The sequence below is a fragment of the Enterococcus sp. LJL120 genome (assembly GCF_054871765.1).
Genome location: NZ_JBTXLV010000001.1, coordinates 51607 through 75579, shown reverse-complemented (window position 1 = coordinate 75579; position 23973 = coordinate 51607). Strand labels below are relative to the sequence as shown.

16 protein-coding genes and 1 pseudogene are annotated in these 23973 nt (G+C 39.8%); 5 read left to right on the top strand and 12 right to left on the bottom strand.

Features of this window, described 5'->3' with window-relative positions; all coding sequences use genetic code 11:
* Positions 1–506 precede the first annotated feature (506 nt).
* The gene (locus ACYSNU_RS00350; protein WP_461735270.1) at positions 507–2687 is read right to left on the bottom strand and encodes a bacterial Ig-like domain-containing protein; all 2181 of its coding nucleotides are present in this window, start codon (positions 2685–2687) and stop codon (positions 507–509) included.
* Positions 2688–3274: 587 nt separating this feature from the next.
* Here ACYSNU_RS00350 and ACYSNU_RS00345 point away from each other — a divergent pair.
* Together ACYSNU_RS00345 and ACYSNU_RS00340 are read left to right on the top strand one after the other, a co-directional pair.
* On the top strand, positions 3275–3754 hold the full coding sequence (locus tag ACYSNU_RS00345) for a hypothetical protein (protein ID WP_461735269.1): 480 nt from the start codon (positions 3275–3277) through the stop codon (positions 3752–3754).
* Between the two features lie 498 nt (positions 3755–4252).
* Positions 4253–5275, top strand: coding sequence for an LLM class flavin-dependent oxidoreductase (locus ACYSNU_RS00340; RefSeq protein ID WP_461735268.1), 1023 nt, complete (start codon positions 4253–4255; stop codon positions 5273–5275).
* 41 nt (positions 5276–5316) lie between these two features.
* Here ACYSNU_RS00340 and ACYSNU_RS00335 read toward each other — a convergent pair whose 3' ends face one another.
* On the bottom strand, positions 5317–6108 hold the full coding sequence (locus ACYSNU_RS00335; protein ID WP_461735267.1) for a MerR family transcriptional regulator: 792 nt from the start codon (positions 6106–6108) through the stop codon (positions 5317–5319).
* A gap of 67 nt (positions 6109–6175) precedes the next feature.
* Here ACYSNU_RS00335 and ACYSNU_RS00330 point away from each other — a divergent pair, with 67 nt between their 5' ends.
* The gene (locus ACYSNU_RS00330) at positions 6176–8143 is read left to right on the top strand and encodes a HelD family protein (RefSeq protein WP_461735266.1); all 1968 of its coding nucleotides are present in this window, start codon (positions 6176–6178) and stop codon (positions 8141–8143) included.
* Between the two features lie 85 nt (positions 8144–8228).
* Here ACYSNU_RS00330 and ACYSNU_RS00325 read toward each other — a convergent pair whose 3' ends face one another.
* The gene (locus tag ACYSNU_RS00325) at positions 8229–8654 is read right to left on the bottom strand and encodes an SRPBCC family protein (RefSeq protein ID WP_461735265.1); all 426 of its coding nucleotides are present in this window, start codon (positions 8652–8654) and stop codon (positions 8229–8231) included.
* 215 nt (positions 8655–8869) lie between these two features.
* Here ACYSNU_RS00325 and ACYSNU_RS00320 point away from each other — a divergent pair, with 215 nt between their 5' ends.
* Together ACYSNU_RS00320 and ACYSNU_RS00315 are read left to right on the top strand one after the other, a co-directional pair.
* Positions 8870–9487, top strand: coding sequence for a histidine phosphatase family protein (locus tag ACYSNU_RS00320; protein ID WP_461735264.1), 618 nt, complete (start codon positions 8870–8872; stop codon positions 9485–9487).
* Positions 9488–10419: 932 nt separating this feature from the next.
* The gene (locus ACYSNU_RS00315) at positions 10420–11163 is read left to right on the top strand and encodes a TraX family protein (protein ID WP_461735263.1); all 744 of its coding nucleotides are present in this window, start codon (positions 10420–10422) and stop codon (positions 11161–11163) included.
* A 103-nt stretch (positions 11164–11266) separates the two neighbouring features.
* Here ACYSNU_RS00315 and ACYSNU_RS00310 read toward each other — a convergent pair whose 3' ends face one another.
* The 9 genes and pseudogenes from ACYSNU_RS00310 to lepB form a co-directional block, all read right to left on the bottom strand.
* Positions 11267–11959 (bottom strand): hypothetical protein, encoded by a 693-nt coding sequence (locus ACYSNU_RS00310; RefSeq protein WP_461735262.1) that lies wholly within the window; start codon positions 11957–11959, stop codon positions 11267–11269.
* A 19-nt stretch (positions 11960–11978) separates the two neighbouring features.
* A pseudogene (locus tag ACYSNU_RS00305) lies at positions 11979–13078 on the bottom strand (DUF916 and DUF3324 domain-containing protein).
* 156 nt (positions 13079–13234) lie between these two features.
* A complete protein-coding gene (locus ACYSNU_RS00300; protein ID WP_461735261.1) occupies positions 13235–14152 on the bottom strand; it encodes a WxL domain-containing protein in 918 nt (305 codons plus the stop codon).
* Positions 14153–14226: 74 nt separating this feature from the next.
* Positions 14227–15057, bottom strand: coding sequence for a WxL domain-containing protein (locus ACYSNU_RS00295; protein WP_461735260.1), 831 nt, complete (start codon positions 15055–15057; stop codon positions 14227–14229).
* Positions 15054–15371: an LPXTG cell wall anchor domain-containing protein gene (locus ACYSNU_RS00290; RefSeq protein WP_461735747.1), complete on the bottom strand. Its 318-nt coding sequence runs from the start codon at positions 15369–15371 to the stop codon at positions 15054–15056. The genes ACYSNU_RS00295 and ACYSNU_RS00290 overlap by 4 nt, the downstream gene beginning before the upstream one ends.
* Before the next feature lie 386 nt (positions 15372–15757).
* The gene (locus tag ACYSNU_RS00285; RefSeq protein ID WP_461735259.1) at positions 15758–16480 is read right to left on the bottom strand and encodes a WxL domain-containing protein; all 723 of its coding nucleotides are present in this window, start codon (positions 16478–16480) and stop codon (positions 15758–15760) included.
* Positions 16481–16486: 6 nt separating this feature from the next.
* The gene (locus ACYSNU_RS00280; RefSeq protein WP_461735258.1) at positions 16487–21244 is read right to left on the bottom strand and encodes a beta strand repeat-containing protein; all 4758 of its coding nucleotides are present in this window, start codon (positions 21242–21244) and stop codon (positions 16487–16489) included.
* A gap of 48 nt (positions 21245–21292) precedes the next feature.
* A complete protein-coding gene (locus ACYSNU_RS00275) occupies positions 21293–22393 on the bottom strand; it encodes a DUF916 domain-containing protein (protein WP_461735257.1) in 1101 nt (366 codons plus the stop codon).
* Positions 22394–22420: 27 nt separating this feature from the next.
* A complete protein-coding gene (gene lepB / locus ACYSNU_RS00270) occupies positions 22421–23392 on the bottom strand; it encodes a signal peptidase I (RefSeq protein ID WP_461735256.1) in 972 nt (323 codons plus the stop codon).
* Positions 23393–23973: the final 581 nt, after the last annotated feature.

Genomic DNA, 23973 nt, shown 5'->3' with positions numbered 1-23973 from the left:
TTCGACATTAGTTAGAAATATGCTTGTCAACTATCAATCTATACACAAAATTGATTATGATCATGATTTTACCATAATCATTTTAAGTATGGGAATATGCATTTCATTTGAGAACTGATTAATTTTGAAAAAAGGAAAAAGGGAATAAATACATATATTATCCCCTTGAACATTGAAGCTTGTTATTTAATTTGCACAGATTCACACGACTCAGATTAGTTTCCATTGCACCACGATTGCACTTTATTTTTAATTCATATCGTTTTATTCGCTTTATATGCTTTGATAAACGTTGATTTTAAAGCATTTCGCTCCATATTCCCCACCAGAAAAATTGAGTGGGAATAGTAGCAGGAGAGCATCTCCCCTATATACCAAAGATCTCATCACCATTCCATCCCAACCCGACAATAATTATCTTCCAATGTTTATCAAAAAACCCCCAAGTAAAATCTAATAGATTTTACTTGGGGGTTTCAAATTTCTACGGTATCATTGAGTCTTTCTTAAAATAAGTTAAACTCGTCTTCTCTTTTTTTCTTCATAAAGTAAACACCGGCTAATAATGTCAGCCCTAATACTGTTGCCATCATGCTGCTTTCTTTTTCACCAGTTGCTGGTAAAGGTTTTTTGCCGCTAGTTACTGTTTTGGTGGTTGTGTTTGTTTTATTATCCACTGGGGTAGTAACCGTAGCATTTTCTTTCTCTTTAACAGTTAAGGTCATTGTTGTTTCAGCTGTCTGTTCATACGCAGTTCCCATACCAGAATAAGCCGTAAACTTAATTTGGTATTCTCCAGCTTCAACTAATGTGTTAGTTGCCGGATCATAAGGAATGCCGTCACCAATAATTTCAAATGAAATATACTCAGCATTGGTAGTTTCAGCCCAGCCAAGAACCATTTCTTCAGTGATAGTGTCCCCAATATACATTACTCTGTCTTCAGCTACAATTGTTGGAACTGGTAATTCTGCAACAGTCACGGTGATTGTTTTATTTGCTACGTTTCCAGCAGAGTTTGTGTAGGTGTAGATGACAGTATACGTACTACCCGGAACAGAAGTATCAATCGTTTCTCCGCCAACAACTGTATATTCAGTTACTGGTAAGTTATCGCCATCGACAACATCACTGGCAGTCGCCCAACCTAAAATAGTTTCGTCATCGACAACATCTCCAATGCCGACTACTTGGTCTGTAGCATTAATTGTTGCAACACGTTCAGCTACAGTCACGGTGATAGATTCAGTCGCAACTTCTCCAGCTGTGTTCGTTACAGTATATTCAACGGTATAAGCAGCACCCACTGTTGTAGTGTCAATCGAGCCCGCACGCATGACGCTAATCGGGGTAATCGTGTATGACTTAGTCAAATCTTCTGCTGAATCTACAGGATCTGAAATTGTAGCCCAGCTCCAGATTGTAGCATCATCAATCACTTGATCTTGATAAACTGTTTGGTCAGCGACAATGATGGTTGGTACTCTTTTTTCTACAGTAATATTAACTGTCTTAGACTCAATAACCCCAGCAGAATTTTTTGCACTGTAGGTTACTGGATAAACTCCTGCTGTTGTTGTATCTACATTACCTGTGTACGAAATTCCTGTATCAGTATTTCCATCATACGCTCCTAGTGTAACTGTTGAGCCATCTTTCCTAATTTCAGTTGCAGTAACGTTGGCCATTGGCTCAAAAGTTTGGCCTACATATAATGTTTGATCAGACGCTGTTAAATTCAAACCTTTTATCACATTAATCGTAACAACAGCTTCAGTTAAGGTTCCGTATTTTGTTGAATAAACTAATACAGTAACTTGATAACTTCCAGGCTCACCGGCATAAATTCCTCCAACAAAGTTCAGTACATAATCACTGCTTGGAGCGACATTTCCGTAAGGGTCTAATACAACAATGTTTTCGGTAATTTCTTGTTGATAATCCCCGCCCTGTGCGACTGTGACACTAAAAGGTGAGACACTTAGAAAACCAACATTTTCTGGCGCAACAAAAACTTCAACAGTTGCTGTAGTCGTTTTTCCTGCGGCGTTGGTAACTGAATAAACTACTTCATAAGGAGCATCGTCTTCGCCAGTCGGAACGCTAGTATCAACCGTATTCGAAACGACTTTGATTTGACTAGTAAGATCTGTCCCATCACCATCTATTGCGAATACACCCTCCAATGGATTAAATACACTCTTATACTCTAAAGTTTTTTGTGGTGCTACCTTAATCATTGGCGAATCAGCGTCCTCACCGGTCACTGGTGGGATTGGTAAAGCTGGTGCAGGTGTAGGAGTCTCCTCCGTTTCAGTTGGAACAACCACTTCCGCTGAAGCATCAGTTGAAGAATTGTTTTCAGCTGGTGTTACTGCAGATGGTGTGGTTTCTGCTACCTCTTCTTCAACTGAAGGAGTTGTTTCTTCAACAACTGGTGGCACTGTCTCTTCAGTAGAAGGTGTTGTTACTGTTGTGTCCGGTGTTGGTTCAGTTTGTGCTACTTCTGGTGTGGCTTGAGGTGTTTCAGCCGCCACGGCCGCCGAAGTTGTATCTGTCACTGGTGCTGTGGTTACTTCCTCCGGTTGTGCAACTTCTGCTGAATCGGCAAAAGCCACATGAGCATTTAAAAAAGTCGGCGCCAATAGTGTTACTAGAGTTAACCCAATCATCTTTTTACTTTTCATAAAAAATCCCCTATCCTTTTTTTGTTTTACCAATTATAACTTTAACATCTTTTCATTTTGATGGAAAGTAAATTTCAAAAATAAAAATCTTTTTGTGTTAAATAGATAATATTTTACTGAATCATTTAAAATATTGTATCTATGCGATTTATAGATAATCTTTTTTATGTTTATCCCAAAATATATTGTCGTTTTACTCGTAGCTGGTTTAACTCACGAACATATACTTCCCGTTTACCCCTACCTGTTATTAATAATTCCTAAATCATTTCATCATAGTCCCTTATTACCTATTTTGTTTTAAAAAGTTTTGCATCTGTCCTGTAAGGCTTTTATTGCCAACAGTAACATCCTTAAAAGCCCTACAGATTTATCCGCTTTGCTTTAACCATGCCTAATTTGAAATAGTCTGCCTCGTAACCTTAATGCTCGATTGAGTCTATTATGACTAAAATTTTTTCTGCTTCCGTATCAGAACTGGACTAATCCCCTAATTATTCTCATTTAAGAATATGTGCCTCTCTTCCCTAAATTTCAATGCTATACTGAAATCAAACCAACTCAGACAAACCCTTAGGAGGTCAAATTTGAAAAAGCCAATTTCACTGTTGCTCTTAGCGAGTTTAGTTCTAACAGGTTGCAAAAACACATCAGAACCAACAGAAAGTAATGCTTCGACTCACCAAAGTAATTACAATTTGACTACCAATTCGAGTGAAACGGCACCACAGCTCAGTCTTGTTTTCGAAAAAAGTTCGACAAATATGTTTGCAGGTAGTATTTTCATCTCAAATAGTTCAGAGGAAAATATCGACATCATTTTATCTGATACAGAAGAATTATACTTACAAGAGCAACAATGGCAACCCATTTTTATGGGCAAAAGTGCCATCTACTTACTAACCACAATTCAGCCAGGTGAAAGCTATCAAAATAATTTTGACTTTTCAGAAGCTGGCACCAGCCAAGCCTTCACCCCTGAAACGCAGTTCAAAATGATTTTTCATTTTAAAAGCCCTAGTAACCAGAAGGGCTTCCAAAAAGAAATTGAGTTTCAATTAAAGTAAAGTTAGCTATTCTCATGGTGTATCCCCATGAAAAGCTTTGGTTTGGACCATAGTTTTCTGTCCAAATCAAAGCTATCTCCTCATCAGCTTCTCTCACAGCAACCTTGAATAAAGGCTCTCCGATAAAATTTAACTAGTATGACTTCAGAAACCGTATTGTATTAATAAATTTTTCCCCAATCATGTATATTCTAACTTCGTTCTAATAATCAATTTTTTGCAATATTTTATCATCTGCGATTTCAATTATTTGAAAATCTTAGAGAATGAATCAGTCCTCTCCCCCAAAAAACATTCCTACAATTTTTCTTATTTAATCAAAAAAATAAGCATAAAATCTGAAATTTCACCATTCATCTCCTGCTTTATTACAAATAAATTCCCTTTAAAACCACCAATCCCCGTCTTCGAGAACAATTATTCGTTTTTTTCTTAGAATCGTAGTAAGATGGGCTCAAGTTATTTAAAGATGCGTTGAAAATAAAGGAGGTCACACAGATGAAAAAAATTGGTTTCTTAAGTTTTGGTCATTGGATGGAGCAAGGTTCTTTGGTTAAGACGGCAAGCGATGCTTATTTGCAATCAATTGAACTGGCAGTTGAAGCCGAAAAAATCGGCATTGACGGTGCTTGGTATCGGGTCCATCATTTTGCACCGCAAATTGGTTCGCCGTTTCCATTGCTTTCTGCGATTGGCGCTAAAACTAGTAAGATTGAAATTGGCACCGGCTTGATTGACATGCGCTACGAAAATCCTTATTACATGGCAGAAAATGCCGGCTTAACGGATGTTATTACTCAAGGTCGCGTGGAGTTGGGCGTTGGCCGCGGTTCACCTGAACAAGTTTTAGATGGTTGGCAATATTTCGGTTATGATTATTCTGAGGAAGAAATCAAAGAAATCGCTCGGCAAAGAACTTTAGAATTTTTAGACTTAATTGAAGGCAAGCCTTTCGCTGAGCCTAATCCTATGCCGATGTTTCCTCAAGCTCCTGGAAAACTGCGGATTGAACCTTATTCAGAAGGCCTGCGTCAACGGATTTGGTGGGGCGCTGGTTCGACAGAAACTGCCATCTGGGCGGCGCAACAAGGGATGAATTTGCAATCTTCAACCTTAGTGAACAATGAAACTAATGAGCCCTTCCATATTCAACAAGCCAAACAGTTGCGAGCTTATAAAGAAGCGTGGAAAAAAGCTGGTCATAATTTTGAACCTAGAACTTTAGTAACCCGTTCAATTCAGCCAATTACAACTGACTTGGATTTGCGCTTGTTTGGTCAAGAGGATGATTCTCAGTATGATCAAGTCGGCTTTTTAGCTTATCATCGCAATCCAACTATTTTTGGGCGTACCTTTGCTGGTGAACCAGACAAATTGGTGAAGGAATTAGCTGAAGATGAAGCGATTAAAGAAGCAGATACCGTGCTGATTACCATTCCCAATACTTTAGGTGTCGAATACAACATGCATTTACTTGAAACCATCGTAAAAGATGTGGCACCGGGCTTAGGCTGGCGTTAAAAAATTCATATAATAACAAACAAAAACCCAAGCAGCTCGCTTTAATGAGCAGCTTGGGTTCTTTTTGAAGAATTTTCATTTTCCGCTTTTAGCACAGCTAATTTTCCCATCAAGTCCTTTATCACCTCGGAGTTACGTTGAGCTTTATCTAATGAGAGCAATAAAGTATCGCAAACTGAATGGATGTATTCTTGCTCACTCAACTGGTTCAATGTCTGGGTAATTTCCTGAGAGTTCATCTCACCATTGTCTTTGAGAGCCTGCATAAGACGTAAAATCCCACTAAGGGAATAATTGGCATTTCGCAGTGTGCGAATTATTTTAAGTTGCTTCATCACCGCCGCATTATAGCTCCGATAGCCGTTCTCTTGACGAGGGACTTCTACAAGACCATTCAGCTCCCAGTTTCGCAGAGTATCAATGGTTATTTCTAAATAATCCGCCGCTTGCTTTCTTGAAAAGGTTACTTGTTTTTCTTGAGTTTGCTCCTGTAAATTATCGGAGATCAAATTAATGGCTTCTTGCGCCTTGATTTTTTCATTCCTCAACAAAACCAGATACTCAGCAAGCTTTTTTTCCGCGTCGACAAAATCATACTCCGCTAACTTTTGGATAACTTCCGTTACTTTTCTGCGTAAATTGCCATGGATAATTTCCACGCTGTATCCAATACGAATCAGCCGAATCAAGGTCAAATGATATTCTGTATAAACTCGATAACCATTTGCTTGACGCTTAGGTGGTGGCAACAGTTGCCATTCCTCATATTTTCTGACCGTGTTCGGATGCAAATCAACAGCTTGGGCTATCTGCATTGTTGTATAGGTGCTCATTTTCTAACCCTCCACTTAACCACCAGACTTCTCTTCTCATGATACCATAACCTTTGGAGGGATGAAGATGACACTTTCAACTGAAAAAAAATATTTAAAAACCGTTGTGCAAACCATCGAAAAGAAAATCGGGAATTTAGAATTATCCCTGCTGCAAAATGAGTCTGATTACCGTAGTATTAAAAAATATACGGTAGATTATAGTCATGAACTCGATAAATATGAAGTTTATCATCAGCAACAAAATCTAAAATTACTGGATTCCCGCAGCATTCTAGAGACGAAACAAACAGAAAAGCTTCATTACCAAAAACAAACGCCCTATTTTGCCAAAGTTGTGTTTCGTTTTTCAGATGAAGCCGAAGCTGACAATTTTTACATTGGTCGTTACGGTCTTTCAGATGATTTTGATCAGCAATACATCTATGATTGGCGGGCACCTATTTCCGCATTATATTATGATTTTGGAACAGGAGACAGCCACTACCAAGTCAATGGCATCAGCTTTACAGGTGAAAATTTAGAAAAAATCCAATTTGATATACAAGCCGGCCAACTGCTAAAAATGTATCCTGTGGAAGATGGCCTCAGCGATCTTTTTCTAAACGAGACCCTCAACAAAGCTAGCAACCACCAAATGAAAACAATTGTTCAGACGATTCAAAAAGAACAAAACCAGATTATTCGCCAAGCTCCTACCACTGACATCATCATCCAAGGAGTGGCCGGTTCTGGAAAAACGGCCATTGCCCTGCATCGCTTGGCCTATCTACTTTATCAAGAGAGGGAAAATCTAAAATCAGAAAATGTTCTGATTTTATCACCCAATAAAGTGTTTGCTAATTATATTGCCAGCGTCTTACCTGAGCTTGGCGAACACGATTTGCGCCAGCTCTCCTTTGAGGAGCTAGCACTAAAAAACTACAATCTGACTGTCCATCAGTCATTACAACAAGAGCTTAGTCAGGTTCTAAATGACCCAGATAGCTCAGAAAGTCAGGTCTATCGTTATAAGCAGTCTGAAAAATTTGCCCTAAGCCTAGAAATTTTTTTGGATAATCAGCGCTCAAAATTGTGGGAAACACCCCTGATTACCTCTGAATTGACAGCTTCAATTGTCGAATTGCAGAATATATTCTCAGAAGATGTGCCCCTCTTGCAGCTCATTCAAAAAGCCAGCGTTCTATTAACCAAAGGCTTTACTGGTAAAAAAAGGCTTCAGCAGCAACAGATTATCCAAAAAGAATTCACTAAACGATTAGCCTATTCAGATTCATTAGCAACCTATCAAAAGTTTCTAGCTACGCTGGATAAGAACTTTCACCTCAAGACTAAAATTGTGAAGAGCAGCGACTTATACCCGCTACTCTTCATCGAACATTACTTTACTGGACTAACAGTGGACAAATCAGTTAAATATCTAGTCGTTGATGAAATGCAAGATTATTCGCTGCTACAGTTTAAAATTCTCCAACGATTATTTACTGCCCGCAAAATTTATTGTGGTGACATTCAGCAAACTTTAATTTCTAAAGAAGAAGATTTTTTACAACAATTAGCTGGCCTCTTAGACCAGCCTAAGCTTTTCTTTTTAAAGAAAAGCTATCGCTCGACTTTTGAAATCGTTCAATTTGCCCAAAATTTTCTCCCGCCAAACACTCTTGAACCTCTTGATCGTCACGGAAAACCTGTTTCTCGCCTGCAAAGCTCACAGCCACTTCATCTGCAAATTAAAGAGCAGCTGCGACACTTTGAAAAAGGGCCCTGGCAAACTTGTGGCATTATTTGCCAAAATGCCAATCAAGTCCAAGAGCTAGCCACACAAATAGCTGATGATACTGTTCAGATTGTTACCGAGGATTCTAGTGCAATCACACAACCAATCGTATTAACTAGTCAACAGTTTGCTAAAGGTTTAGAATTTGACATGGTTATCTTACCCATGACTCAAGCCAATAATAGCGATTCGCATTTTCTCTATATTGCCGCAACACGGGCTTTACACGAATTAGTGTTACTGGAGGAAAGAAAATAAGGGGTCTGCTACTGTTTGTGTACTATTGAAATTTCGCCGTCAGATAGATATTGCATGAGATAAATCAACACAGCCTCGCCACTACCTATAACTCATCCAAAAGATAGCGGCGGGCTTGTTGATAACGCTCAACACGTACAAAATCTTGCGTGGTGAAGTCTTTTGTGTGGGCCGCTTCGATGCGCAAATCAATGCTAGCTAGCGTAATAACCATCGCCAAGTTATTTTTTTTAATCCGCTCTAAATACTCAAAGAGCGTCTCCTCTTCTCTTCTAGTTAAAACTACGACGGCATCAATGACTTTTTGTGGAATAGCAGAAGCCTTCAAGTCAGCTATTGTCAAAGATGTATATTCCAAAACATCATGCAGGTAGGCTACCGCTTTTTCATTCGGCTTGCTGCATAAGGTCGCCACCGCCTTCGTATGGATAAAATACGGATACCCTTGATTGTCCACCTGATTGTGGTAGGCTTCTTTGGCAATTCTTTCTGCGACTTCAACAAAGTCCACTTAAAACTCCTCCTTCATAAATTTAGCTATTTGAAAAATCAAACTAGATATTTATAAACACTTTCATTAGGACATTAATAAAGTTCTGGATGCTCCCACTGACAATCAATTCTACAGTTCTTTTGAAGAAAATAACCTGCTAGCATTTCTAAAAAAGACTAGTAAAATTATCAGTATATGTAACTTACTTAATTAAAAACTAGGAGGTTTCAGAATTGAAAAAAACATTTTACTTAATGCGCCACGCTCAGACGCTTTTTAATGTACGGAAAAAAATCCAAGGGTGGTGTGATGCACCTTTAACTGAACTGGGACGGGAACAAGCGGCCCTAGCTGGTGAATATATCAAAAAAGCTAACTTGACGTTTGATAAATTATACAGCTCTACATCTGAGAGAGCCTGTGACACACTGGAAATTATCAGCAATCAGCCTTATACACGCCTCAAAGGTCTAAAAGAATGGAACTTTGGACTTTTTGAAGGCGAAAGTGAAGACTTAAATCCGCCATTACCCTATCGTGATTTTTTTGCAAACTATGGCGGTGAAGAGGAAAAAGAATTCCAGCAGCGAACTATCCAAACCTGCGAGCAACTAATGAGTGATCCTGAGGTCACGACAGTTTTAGCCATGAGTCATGGTGCTTTTTGCGGTCAGTTCAGGAAATACTGGGACGACCACAGTATTCCCGAACTGCGCAGAGACGCGGACATTCCCATCAATAAAAAAAGGATTGGCAACTGTGCCATCTTCAAATATGACTATGAGGATGGAATTTTTTCTTTAAGCGCCATTATCAACGACGAAGCCCAAACTATATTCCTAAATCAATAGAATGAGCTCTCCTCTACAACCGACACTTACTTAATTGACTTCGGTGACAAAAGTCCAGTTTAGCGTGGCTGTGTAATTGTCATGCGTACTGGCCCCGAAGGTGTGAATCAATATGCTTTACTGCTAAAAAATTTATCTTAATATGCATATGCTTTCTCAAACAAAATAATTAACCTTTATTATTATATAACATGTTTTTCAATAGAATAATTTCATCTGATTAATATATAATCCACTTGTAGCATACATTATTTATAATAAAAATCAAGTTTCTCATTACTTGTACAACAATTACAAAAACTTCCAAATTTATTATTTTTTTGCCAATTACTTCCCAGCAAAATAATTAAATAACTAAATACATTAAATGATAGCCGTAAATAGTAACGGTCATTGAAATCAAGACCGGCAAGATTATAAACACTATTGAAAATAGTCAAGAAAACTTGTTATCCCGACTCACAAAAAATCTTTAATTATTCTTTATATTCCTGTGATTTTTTATTACAACGGACGGTTAATGTTCATATAATCAGCTTTAAGCGAAATCTCAATTTTTTTAAGCTGATGCGGAATTTATCTTACGTTAGCAAATCAGCTCCCAAATCCATTTTTATGAATCTGACTATATTGCTACATCGACACAACCCAACAAAATAAAAAAAGACAGTTAAAACTTGAGAAGTGCTTTCATGATTTAATCTCTTTTTTTCAAGAGCGTTCTTCTTTTCTCGATTTTTTGTTCTATTAATTTAAAGAGAGCGTGACATCTACCTAAATAGCAATAAAATATTTTTCTCTCCATTAAGACCTATATAAAACTATTTTTTGAATTCTATCTCACCTATCCCCAAAAATAATATCGTTATCACCATGAAAATTTCAGTTTTCATGGTTTCATTTATGCTAAAATATTACTGGGAGGACGAAGAATGAAAAAAATTGATGGTTTTACTCTGAAAATAATTGCAATTATTGCTATGTTAATTAATCACATCGGCGGTGGCTTTGCCCCGTGGATTATTCCCCAGTCTGTGGGCATGTATGAGGCAACACTCTGGATTGGCCGCTTGACCTTTCCCATCATGGCCTTTATGGTTGCAGAAGGATTCCATTACACCCGTAACAAGTGGAAATATCTCGGTAGGATGGCGCTATTCTGGGGAATTTCTATTTATCCCTTTTACCTGCTATTCCACTCCACCTCAAGGGAGTTTCAGCTTGTCGACTTAGTTAACAATATCTTTTTCACCTTGATGATTGGACTTTTGCTGATAATCATCTGCGATATGGTCCAGCTGATTTGGCTAGAGATTCCTTTAGCCTTCGTGTTTGCCCTGTTGACTTATTTTTCTGATTGGGGCTTTATGGGGGTTCTGACTATCTACGGCTTTTATCGGATTAAAAATGACCTGCTGCGAAAAACGGTGCCAATCATTTATACATGCGCTATTTTCTTTTATCAGATGTACACTGAGCTGTATTTGGTCAATCCCCTCGGCTATCCGATGGGCATCATCATGACTGCATGGGGCGGTCTATTAGTTATCCCACTACTGCTGATGTACAATGGCAAACGCGGTTATTCTCCTGCTTGGATGAAATGGGGCTTTTACTTGTTTTATCCGGTACATTTAATTGTGTTGGTAGTTATCCGCAATATCTTTTTCTTGTAAACAATTGCATTTCTGAAAAGTTACGACACTGACAGTTGCTAGGTCAGTGTCTTAAAAAAGCCTAGCGTCCCCGCGCTAGGCTTTCATATCGTCATTCATTTTTTTACTCTTGTCCCTGTTCCTGCTCAGTAATTTGGCTATCAATCGCCGCCTGATCCACCTGATAATAGCTATAGGCCACTTCTTCTAGCGCTTTAATCTTCTCAATATCGCTTTCATAGGTGGCAACTAGTTCTGGATTGCCATAAAACTCATTGATTTCCCGGCTGGCATTCATCCCCAGTTCCCCAACTGCCGCGTAATATTTATTTAAAACGGTTTGGCCTTCTACAGTGTTGGCCGTACTAGCCAATTTACTGCCATAAGTGGCTAAACTAGTCGTCAGGTAACGAATATTGCGTGAGACTGCATCTTGTTCCGCTGACTCACTACCAGACGCTTGAATTTGCGTTTCAAAATCTCGTAACAGCAGATAAGATTGAACAACCAATTCAGAATCTGTTTCTGATAAATTGGTGGATTGATAGTGGGTGGCGTAAGCTGTACCGCCACCAGTAACTCCTGCCAGTATGACGAAAATAATCATAAACTTCAAAGCTGATTTACGGCCAGTGGTCAGCTCTTTGCGCATCTGCATTAGACGACGACGCTTCTTCTTATTCTTCGGCTTTTTTTTCGGTAGGCTGCGTAATTTTTTGGCTCGCAGGATAAATTGAACCAAATTAAAGACCGCTAATATGCCTAAAATAATGGTGACGGCGATGCCTATAAGTATTCCCCATTCTAATAATGTCATCGGCTATCCCCCATCTATTTTACTCATCGCGCTTTTTCTTTTTGCGTTTTGCAGCTTTTTCTTCATCTGCTTGTTTCTTTTTATTTTTCTTAATTTGTCTAATCACTAAGAAAATCAGGCCTAAGAGTACTACCACGCCAGCAACGATTGCGGCAATTAAACGCCAATCGAGACCACAATCTTGGACTAAGCCGACGTCAAGAGCATTGTATTCCTCCGATTCTGCTTCAGTTATCTCGAAGTCCTCAGTGAACTCCCAGGTCTGACCACCCGCATAGGCAGTCACATGGGCGGTATACATTCCAGGCTCCATGCGGTCACCATTCATACTGACAGGATAATTGATATAGCTGTTCGGCGCCATACTCATTGCAGTGCTGCGAGACTCCCCTCACTACCAGATTGAGTGATTTGAGCATCTAGAGTCAAGCCCGCAACATATGTCGCAATAACGTTTGATATGCTAATATAGATAGTATTTCGATAATTCTGAGTAGCTGCAAAAGCTGATCTAAATTGCAAATCAGGTTGCAACTCCACATCACTTTCTCTCAACAAAAAAGATATAGCATAAGCATACGCATTCTCTACCCGACTACCACCGCCTGTATCAGAACTACTTTCTGAAGAATCGACTCGCGGAGTCAGAGTTAAACCACCAGCAATAACACCTTCATAAGCTGCTTCCGGCATTTGAATCAATACTTCCAATTGCGTCTCACCGCCACCTGGTATTTCGATTGATTCGGGACCCGTGACAATATCCACAAAATCATTAACTAGAGAAGCATCGTTTTCAATATTGTATTCACCGTATTCAATTCCTCCGCTACGATTAGTTTTAGCAGAGTTATAGGACAAGTCCAACGTAATCGAATCGGAATTACCGTTAGTAATATTAATTGAAACTTTTTGCTGCTGACTAGGTGTCATCATTAAATCAAAATAACTAATTCCGGTATTGATTTGATTATCAGGAAATACTGGTTCAATAGTAAACCCATTTGAACTAGTGTCAGTGGTTGTTGCTTGCACGCTCTTTGCATTCCCAAAAGAAAAAAATAAGCTTAATAGAAAAAATAACCCTAATACTTTACAAAATTTGTTTTTTTTGCACATCATCATATTATTTACCCGCCATTTTATTATTCTAATATTATTTTATCAATCAAATAGCTATAATTCAATCATTTATGCACTTAATTTTCATTATAAATAGAGAAACTGATGGAGAGGCCCCATCAGTTTCATAAATATTAAAATAGTTGCTTTTAATTAAGGTGCTGTTGGATTATAAGTGTAGTTCATAGTCCAAGTAATTTCAGCTACATAATCACCGATTGCCATATTTGCAGAGGTAGCTGCTGGAATATTTAAGTTAACTGAGCTTCCTGCAGTTCCTGAAGTAGAGCCAGAATAAGTATCACTTTGTCCAAATTCTAATGTGAATTTACCTCCGCCTTGACCTTCAGCTGCAGTCACAACTGTTTGAGCATCTGCTAGTGTCGGATCAGCAGTAACTTGGCTACCATCATTGTACAATGTGAAAGTTGATGTAGGAACCAAACCACCTGTGGTATTAGTAGGATCATCTGCATCAGGACGAGTAGCAATTAATGGATTGGTATAAGTTAATGATGAACCGGTTAATACTGCGCCAGGGTTTGTAGCACCTGTACCTTGAGTAAACTGTGTAGTTAATTTAGCAGTAATATTATAGCCTAAGTTTTCACCAGTCAAGTCTCCCCAAGTTACAAGATTACCCCGAGTAACTTCAGTTGTTGTTGTTTGCCAAATGTATTCGTCGCCGGTAGTAGGATCAGCTGGGTCATAGTCTGGATTTACAACCCATTCAGTTGTATAACCAGTGAATGCAGCTGCTGGAACTTTTTGAGCCGCACCGGAAACTGAAATGGTACCAAATTTAAGCTTCGAAACATACTCCATACCAATACTTCCAGGATCATCTGTTGGAGTTTCAATATCAGGATTATTTGGATCGATACTTTTATCTGGATCTTCCGGATCGATAATCGGATCAGTTCCTGGATCAATGGTACCGGCACCAACTGTCACAGTTCCACTATTTAGAATTGAATGTGATCCACCTGATGCACTTGCTGCAACTGGCGCTACTGTTGCTACTCCCAATACTGCTAATAAAGCAGCTGCACTTAATGTTCTTACTTTCATTTTTCTTCCTCCTAAAAAATGTGTTTTTTTTATTTACAAATGGGTTACCCCAAAATGCCAAAGATTAAATTGTGTTACGCTGGTCCAGCTAATAGAGTCCATCTTAAAGTGGTCGTGTACTGAACCGGATAAATTACTGTGTTATTTGGTACGCTTAACTGAATTGCGGAATTACTATACGCCTGTTTGTTAAAGGTCGTATCCATCACTGCTTCATCATCTGCTGTTACTAATGGTGCTAAGGTTCCTGTGGAGTTATTATTTTGATAGCCAGCGTTTGCTGACCCGCCAAAAGCTATGGTCCAAACACCTTTACCGCTACCTTCTCCAGCCACAGCGACAGTATAATTTGCATTCATTTCTGAAATCGCAATAGCTTCATTCGTGATAACAATATTTGCCGGATCTTCGCTGCCATTGGTATTGGCCCAGCCATTAGTAAATGATAATGTTGCCCCAAGCAATTCTTGTTCTTGTGTATTCTGGATTACATTGTTACTAAATTGACCTTCTTGACTCACCTGCAGCTGCCAACCTGAAACATCTTCCCGGTAATCGCTAATCTGCACATAATAGCCTCGTGGTTCAGTATCTGAATGGAACAGCTGTGCTAAAGAATTATAAATTCGATCAGTGGTCCCAATTCGTTCTAAGCCAAAACCTAAATCAGAAATAAAATCAATTCTTAAAGGTCCTGTCGTTGAGTAGCCGTCACCGGGATCAACAATTTCAGTTGGGTTTTCCGGATCGATTAAATCAGACGTTTCCGTTCCGACAACGGTGACCGAACCACTATTTCCTAAATCATGTGACGCTGATGTTGCTTGCGCTGATACCCCGCCAACCATCGCTGATGAAAGCAATAAAAGGGTTAAGACTGTCAAGCGTTTGCTTACTCTTTTCATGATTGGCCCTCCTCTTTATCTTTTTCCTTTTTCCTGCGATAAAGTAGAAGAAGTAGCAATGCTACAATTACAGCACCACCAATTAGGCTGTAATTACGAATCATTTCACCTGTTTGCGGTAGTTTTCCACCTGTTGAAGGCAGTTGATTTGAACTGCTAACAGTTGTACTGGAATCTTCATAAAATGTAATGCCACCTTCAACTGTTACCTGCCCACCAGCTCCATCAGATGCTGCCACCTTTTGCATCCCTCCAAAAAAACCAAGCAACAAAACAAATAATCCAACGAAGAGGACTAATTTTTTACTTTTCATTTCATCCACTCTTCCCTCCCAACCTTACTGTTCCCTTAAGACATCACTTCCTGCAGCAGTTAATGAAAAATTCATTCTTGTGTTTCTGCAGAAGTCAGACAACCAACAAGCAGCCTCCCTTCAATGAAATGATGAGCCTCTTTAGTTACATAAGAGTTGTATATTAAGTGTGAATAAACACACTTGATAACTTTATAAGCTTATATTATTTATATATACATATACATTTTAACTTATTTGATTATTTTTTTAAACAAAAAGCGTAAAAAAAATCAGTAAGAATGATTCAAAAACAAAAATAATGTTATATTAATTTTTTTAATCACAATCCATTTTTGTAGACTCCTGAGGAAGGATGTCCTCCCTCAGGGTTTACAAATGGGAAATTAAGGAGTATATGTCAAGGTCCATTCTAGCGTACCGCTGTATGAACCTGTCCGTTGAGCATCACTAGGCAGAGTCAGCTGCACACCTTTTTCACCATCGGACCAGCCTTCTACAACAGTACCGCTACTTGGAAGCGTAAAGCCACTTGTTACATTGTAGTTTTCAATATAATCTGCAGAAGTATAGACGCCATTACTTGCTGATAAAATATCGATTCCCGCGCTAGTAATTGCTTGCGGCGTACTTGCAGATGAATTCTGATAGTACATCATTTCAGATAGAGTGCGATTATTCACAGTATCAGTCAGCGGAGTAACCTCCCGAACTGATAAATCCCAAGTTAAACCATCTCCACGAGTATCCGTGACAACAATATCTGTCGAGCCCGGAGCTGTCCATTCCGGATCTGCCGGTGTTTCACTAGCATCATAGACCCTTCTATCCGGCCAATAAGTTTGTGTGCTGCCCGTCACTTGCTGATTACCAAAATCAAAGACATCGGTCACTTGTGACAGGTAGAGATAACCCATGACACGAATAGTTGCTTCTTTAGTCAGTGTACGTTCAGTAAAGTCCCCAGTATAAGTAGCTGTATAACTACCTAGTACATCAGCTGGGCCACTACTGCTGGTTGCGTTCACATCGCTTACGAAGTTGCTACTGATTGTTCGGGTAATATCGCTAGGATTTTCCATCCCATCTTCAGCTCTGATTGTAAACACATTTGTTTATGCATTTACTTCTGCTTCAGTCGCGACACCGGCTTCAGCTAGAGTCATCTGCCCATCATTTGCATAGAGGGCGAAATCGAGTTCGTCTGAAATTACTGTGCCATTTGGTACTATCACGATATTCACAGGTAAATTACTTTCATTTACTGGTGTAGTCTCATGATCTTGGATATGGTAATTTATCCCAATGGTTCGACTGTATTCCCCATTTTCGGTATCTAAATCAACTTGAAGGGAATCTAAATCTGCTTGACTTAAATCAGTTGTCAAGAATGGTCGTCCAAAGATATTTTGGATAGTTTGAACTGCTTCGTTATCCGTTAAAGTTTTGGCTTGATCTTCCGTGACAATCACGTTTCTACCGGTCAGTTCAAGTTCATTCGAGAAGACAATGTCGATAGTGTAGCTGTATTCATTGGCGTCACTTGTCGTAACTGTTGGTGACGTTGTGTTGTCGTCAAAGAATCCAACACCCATCTTCCAATACATTGAATTCGAATTATCTTGCTCACCGATTGTTTCATCTAAGGTATTATCGGTTTTCGTCGAATCAACCGTCCCGCTTCGAAGCCATGAACCTGTTGGGTCGTCTGGGTTTAAGGTTAGTGTTGGGTAAATTGGATCTGAACCCAATATAGGTATAACCAAACGACCGGAAGTCTCCTCAACCCCTGCTGCCCAGGTAGCAATAGCTTTCAAATCTCCAGTTGGTGTCACTTCATCAAAACTTTTAGCTAGTGTAACATCATGACTAATTAGTCCAGTTCCAGCACTTAGCAAACTAGTTAAATCATCAGGATCATAATCTCCTGATACCGTATAATCAATCACTGATCCAGGAATCATAATCCCAAATTCTCGATGATTAGAAGCAGTGGAACTGGCATTGGTAACCAAATCATTATCTCCAACAAAAGTTTTCCCACTAGAATCATCTATCCCCATAAAGTTTATCGGTGTAATATCACTCGCCATACCTGTTTTTGGTGTGGTACCATTGGCTTCGGTTGCTGTAAATGTCAATACTTGATATGCATTTGCAGCACCAAAGTAACTCCCGTTTGAAGCTACCGTATTAGAACCACCAGACTGCATATGCCAAGTAAGACGATCTGTGTCATTTGCCATAGTAATTCCAGAGAGATTAATTTTTCCATTACCAGCCGGGGAATAAATTCCACCTTCACCATTTACAGTCAGGTTTCCTAATGAGATAAACGCTCCAGAAGAAGTGACACCAAGTCCTGAACCATCTTCAATAGTGACATCCCCAAATTTGTCATACTGATTGTAGTGTAAGTTTTCAGTAGCACTAACACCGTTTTTGATACTGCCATAGCCGGCAAGCGCAGTAAAACCATTTTGAACACTTAGATTGGTAAAGTTCACTAAACCAACAGTATTAGAAGAAGTCCCAAAAGAAATGTCCTTCTCAGCGTCCGCTATATCTGCAACTTTTACAGCATACCCAGTGAGCGAGTTTTCCAACAACTCTGTACCAAGTTTTACATCAATCGTCTTTGGTGTCGAGGCTACTGAGCTGTTGTAGGAAACAGTATTGTTCATACTATCATTCGCATTTCCCCCAGATAATGATCCAATCTGTCCTACTCTTAAAACATTGATGTCAACGGACTTCCTTAATGTATTCGTGTTTGTAGGAATATTGCGATATTGAGTGGCGTAAAGATTCCCAATCGTAGAGTCCGGTGCATCAATATTCATGATAATCTTTCCTGATCGAGAACTATTCCCTCCAGTATTACTATCCGGACCACCATCTCCATATATATTAGTGCCATTTAGAACATTGCTTCCTGATTTGGTATAAATATTTAGAGTTATGGTACTATTTTCATCTTTCCCTATAGTGTTAATATCGGTGTTAGTCCAACCATTTCCAGACATTGAGCGCCCGCCTGTAACACTAGTCCCCGAAGGCATAGCGAAATCGTCACTATTTCTCAAATCAAGTGTCAATGCAACATCCCCATAGATATGCCCGCTTTGAGTAGCGCCTCCAGAAAAACCTCGAGAGCCATGACTTGGATAGCCGTTAAATTTCCCACCAGTAACAATTGTATTGGCATCGCCAAATACATAATGACTGGTTGCACTATTTTGCATACCATAGGTCCCACCAATAGCACAGTTAATAATTCCACCTGTACAATAGGCAGTCACATCCCCAAACATCGCCCAATCTCCCCAGCCACCGCCAGAGTAAAAGAAGTTAATTTCACCATTGTTCATGATAGCAGTGGAGTCCCCATAATGACGAACCATCCGGTAGCCCGACCCTTCAAGAGTATCTACTAGTCCACCATTTAAAGTGATGGTGCTGTTTCCTTCATGGATACCGCCGAAGTTTGATCCGTAGGTCCAACGAGCCAACACATTGTTATGAGTTAGATTGGAATCTCCATAAAGGTACGCACCATATCGCTCACCTTCCGCTTCACCAGTTCCTCCAACAATATCAAAAGCACCATTAGTAGCATGTGTTCTTTGACTTGTAGACGAGCCCGTAGCAGTAGATACTATATACTTGAAGTCCTGCATGGCATTGGTTGCTGCATTATTATAGTAACTATCATCAATTGTTTGGTTCCGAACAAAGTTGTATCCGCCAGCCTTTTCATCTTGACCTGCACCGTAAATAATTCCGGTGGTAATGGATGTATTTCCTTCGATATATCCCCCATAACCGCCAGCTCGCATATAGCCAGTTTGATCGGCTGCGTTAGACATACTTCCGCCTAAAGCATGGGATGTTACATTTCCATAGACTCGATTGGTTGCAGCTGCTTCTGCTCTTGAACGCCGTTCTTCTGGAGTGTATCCGTCGTAGGTGGTGGCGTATACTCCGTTGTCAACATCAGTCGAACTCAAATTTGTGTATTCAGCTACCCCAATTGCACCTAGCCCACTTTGTGTCAATTTTGATGATTCTGTCGCACTTGTCCCATTGTAGCCTTGGATAGACGCCCCTCCTCTGTATCTACCAGCTCTAGTGACATTCAAGATGTCCGCATAGACGACACCACTCACTCGATTTACACCACTGTAAAAGAAATTACCTGAGCTATACAAAGAAGTATCTAAAATGGTTGAAACTTGTCTACGGTTCGTATCAGAACCAACATTAGAAGTATAACCAACACCGGCAAAGTGCGTACCACTATACCTACCATATCCAGCATAAAGGGTACTAATATCCCCATTGACTGTTCCATTATACGTACCACCATAAAAGTTTGTTACATTAAATGAGGATGAGGTGCTTCTGATAAAGTTTGAAACATTACCGCCAACAGTACCAGATTGAGCTCCACCATAGATATTGGTTACAGAGTTTGCAACATAAATTTTTAAGCTAGTGTTTCCTGTAACTTTAGCTCCGGGTTGCCCCCCATAGATACCAGTAATACTCCCACCAACATTGTGAATAGCCACATTTGTATTACCATTGACATCATAGGAATCATTCCCACCTTTGATATTTGCGACCGTTGACCTTGTGTTATAAACCGTCACATAGGTATTTCCATTAAAGCCATTTGCACCAGAGCCACCAGTAATATTATTTATCGCATTACTGGTATTATTAACGGTTAAATAGGAATCTCCCGTGAATTCACCCCAGTTATTGCCGCCGTACAAATTCCAAGTACCAGTACCAGTTGAAAAAATGGTAACAGATCCATCTGCTGCCGTCCGAGTATCACCTGTTCCAGGATTTGGAACTAATGTACCATCACTAGAACCACCAAAAACATAAGCTGTTCGGTTACCCCAAGAGCCGCCACCGAGATACAAGTTGTATCCATTGGCCGCTAAGTTCGTCACATTGGAGTACCAAATATTTCTTATTTCTACATCTGTCCCAAAATTTAAAGTCGTACATGATGCAAAGGTCAACCGATTGCTCACCGAGGTACTAGGCTCAGATGTGGCTGGAGTGTCGTTCACATTATCCGCTGTATTTCCGGTAATCGTTAAGCTGCCGATTTTATTTTGCAGAGAATAAAAACTAACTTCAGATGCGGTTGTTGGGACAGTTGTTCTTGCCCCGATTGAAGTCGGCAGCGTTGCAACTGCTCCTCCCACATATAAAACATAGTCTAATTTAGCATCTCCATTTTCATAAAGGTCGAATAAAGCTTGTTGGAAATTTGCTACAGAAACAGTATACGAATTTTCTTTCTTATAGGAATTGCCGTCGTAACTATACACAATCAAATTCCCTGAACTTGGTGCATCAGCAGCCGTTGAAATGGAAGGGACTCGAGTCATCGACTTGGTCGTTTGACCATACTCATACATATCGGTTGAGCCTTCAGCACCTTGATTAGCAGTTACCGCTGTAAAGACCGCTTCATCCCCTGCATAAAATCCTTGTCTTAACAATGTCGCAGGTGAGTACGTGGTACCCACAACTAGTTCATTAGGATGCAAAGTAGTTAATGCATCAAATCTCGAAGTTAAGTTCCAACCGACAAAACTTGCGCTGTCGGTACTTTCAAATAACGGCAGTTCCATAGTCTCGATTGCCTCTAAATCCACTTGTACTACTCTTTCAGTCGTCCCATCATCAAAAGGATAGTCTGCTGTCGTCCGGAAAGTTACAGTTGCAAAATCATCTCCATTAGCAGCCTCGGTTACCTCCGTCTCTTGAAATACATTGGCAATGCCTAGCCCACCAACGGCCAGCATGATTGCCAAAAAACCAACGATAATTCTTTTCAGTTTCATTATTAACCCCCCGTACACATTTTCTTCAATATTTCCTCACAGTCATGCTTAACCTGCGCCTAATTTTTTGTGTTGCAGATAAAATGCCATCCCGGCAAAAGATGCTGCAAGTCCGACAAAGCCCGTCCAATAAATCCAATTATGATTTTTAGGAATAAAAGAACCCGTGTCACTGTTACCTTGAACAATCCTTTCTTCAAGGGTAAAAGTTTGGCTTAATTCCCAACGTAAGTTATAGGTTGTGCCGTCCCTTGCTTCGTATGCGCCATCTTCTGCTGCCTCTGAGTACACGACTGTCTCAACGAGATAGTCGCCAGCTGGTAAATCTGAGTCAACCTCAACTGGATAATTAAAGGTTGAGGCTGGAGCAATTTTCATGCCTGACTGCTCAGAAGTGAAGGATACATCCCCTCCTTCTAGTGAAATGTTCGCCTCTACTCGGACATCTTGAGCATATGCGTTTGCTTCATTGTTTAGTTCTAGTGCAATCACATCCTGATTCTTGATGTTTTTGAGTGCCATCCCTCCTAAAGTAATCTCCGGTGCAACCTCTGACTCATTTTCATTGAGCAGCAGGGCAATCACGTAGCTATACGTATTGGTGACAACCGATTCTCTGGATTCTTCATCGACTGAGGAATCCGCGGTAGCCTCCTCTGATTCTTCTGTTGCTTCAGTGTCTTCGGTAATTTCCCGAATTTTCAGGCCGCCTGCGACGACCCCGTCAAAATCGACATCCGGCATCTTGATTGTGACCGGTACATCGATGGTTTCGTTGGCCTTTAATTCAATCTCCTGCTCCACTTCGACAGCGTCGCGAATATCAAAGGGCACCAAATCTTCATTTGGGTCAGCCTTTTCGTACTCCACCATTCCGTTGTAATTGGTGGTGGCGGGATTCACTTGAATGGAAATCACTCGATCTTGGTCCGTTGGATTGTTCATCACCACGGTAACCGTTTGTTCCTCGCCTTTTTCTAATAACAAATCAAAGTAATTCACGCCTGTCGTAATTTGATTGTCAGGCAATAATGGGGAAACCAATAAATTCAGTCCCGCTGAAGTGGCAAAAACCCGTTGGCCAGTGCCCAGCAAGCCGCATAAGACAATCGCCGCCAGCAAAGCCCGTGACCAAAACTTTTTCTTCACTCCACATTCCCCCTCTCATTTCAACTTTTAAATATCGCCTAATTCTGTCAACGGCCAGATTCGATAGGTGACGACACCTTGGATATTACGGGCATTGACCAAACCGTAATCCCGACTGTCACCGCCATCATCTTCTGTAGTGTCGGATAAAACTAAATAACTCTCTGATGGGATATTGCTGAAGCCCTGCAGCTCTTCAATCACATTTTGATTAGTCGTTGTGAAAGAATATGTCCCGGACGGTAATTGACTGGCATATGTCTGGGGTCTGAGGGAAATCATCTCGTCTAGTGCACCATTGATAAAAATGGTTTGATTTTCCACCCAAATGCTATCCCCTGGCATGCCAACCACCCGTCGTATGTACTCTCCTGAAAACTCTGAAGAAGATAAATGGAAAGCCAACAAATCATAGCGCTGAATGCGAACTTGTGAATCTACTGCAACTTTTTGATTTTCTTCGACTGGTGCCATTGTATTGTCAGCGACTGTGACTATGTCATAACGAATCGTTGTCGCCACAATCAACATGATGACTCCAGCTAGTAAAATGCAAGAAAAAATCGTTAAAACAAAGCGCCTGTCGATTGGAATTACGAGTTTGCCAATCGTAATCTTGGCACCTTTTTTCCCCATCTGCTTGCTTTGACTACGCTGAGGCTGGTGAGAACGAGCTGCTTTTTTTGTAGTGGGCTTCGCCCTTGTTTTTCTTTGTTTAGCTAACGCAGCTTTCCCTTTGGATGCATTAGTTATCGGCGTTGAAACAGCTGCCTTTTTTGAAGAAGCAGCTTTTGATTGTTGATCTTTTATTTTTGGTTTAGCTTTTTGCGATGGTTTTTTTCTAATCGCGCCTAGGTCTTTTTCTGACGGTCTTTGATTGTTTGCATTTTTTCCAGCGAGCGTTTGTTTTCTGACTGCCGTTGATGGCTTCAGGCTACTGCCAGAAAGCTTTTGCTTTGTTTTATTAGGACTTCCTACTCCCTTAGCCTTTTTCGACATCTTCTGCCCCATCATGGCACCCGCTTTACTCGATATCATTCCTGCTTTTTACTTATCACTCCTTAACCTGACCTTCACTCAATTTAAAAATGAGCAAAACATCACAATAACAGCTTTTCTGTTACTTAAATTAGTTTTTTTGAACAAAAACTAACGTTTAATATTAATTCAAGTGTTTATAATCTTTTATAACAATATTTTTATAAAATAAATCGCTTATATTTATAATATAGAACTTACGTTTTAGAGTGTCAAGTCAAAAAAGAGGATTATTTTTTTGCAATATAGGAAAAATAACAAGATGAAGCCATTAGCTTTAGTTATAATCTGTTGAATGCAATCCCTACAGACTGTTCTAATCGACTTTTTAGAAATAACTAGTTTAAGATAACCATCATTATAATTTACAAAATAAAAAAATTGCTTTACGCTTTCATGAATTTCTAATTTTTTGAGGGGAGATTTTTTTGAAATGCGGATTGTTGATAGTAAAAAATAATCACAAAAAAACGATAGTATCTCAATTGCGACTTTTAAAATCAGATATCACTATCTATTTTTAAAAAGCCAGTTATGAGTTA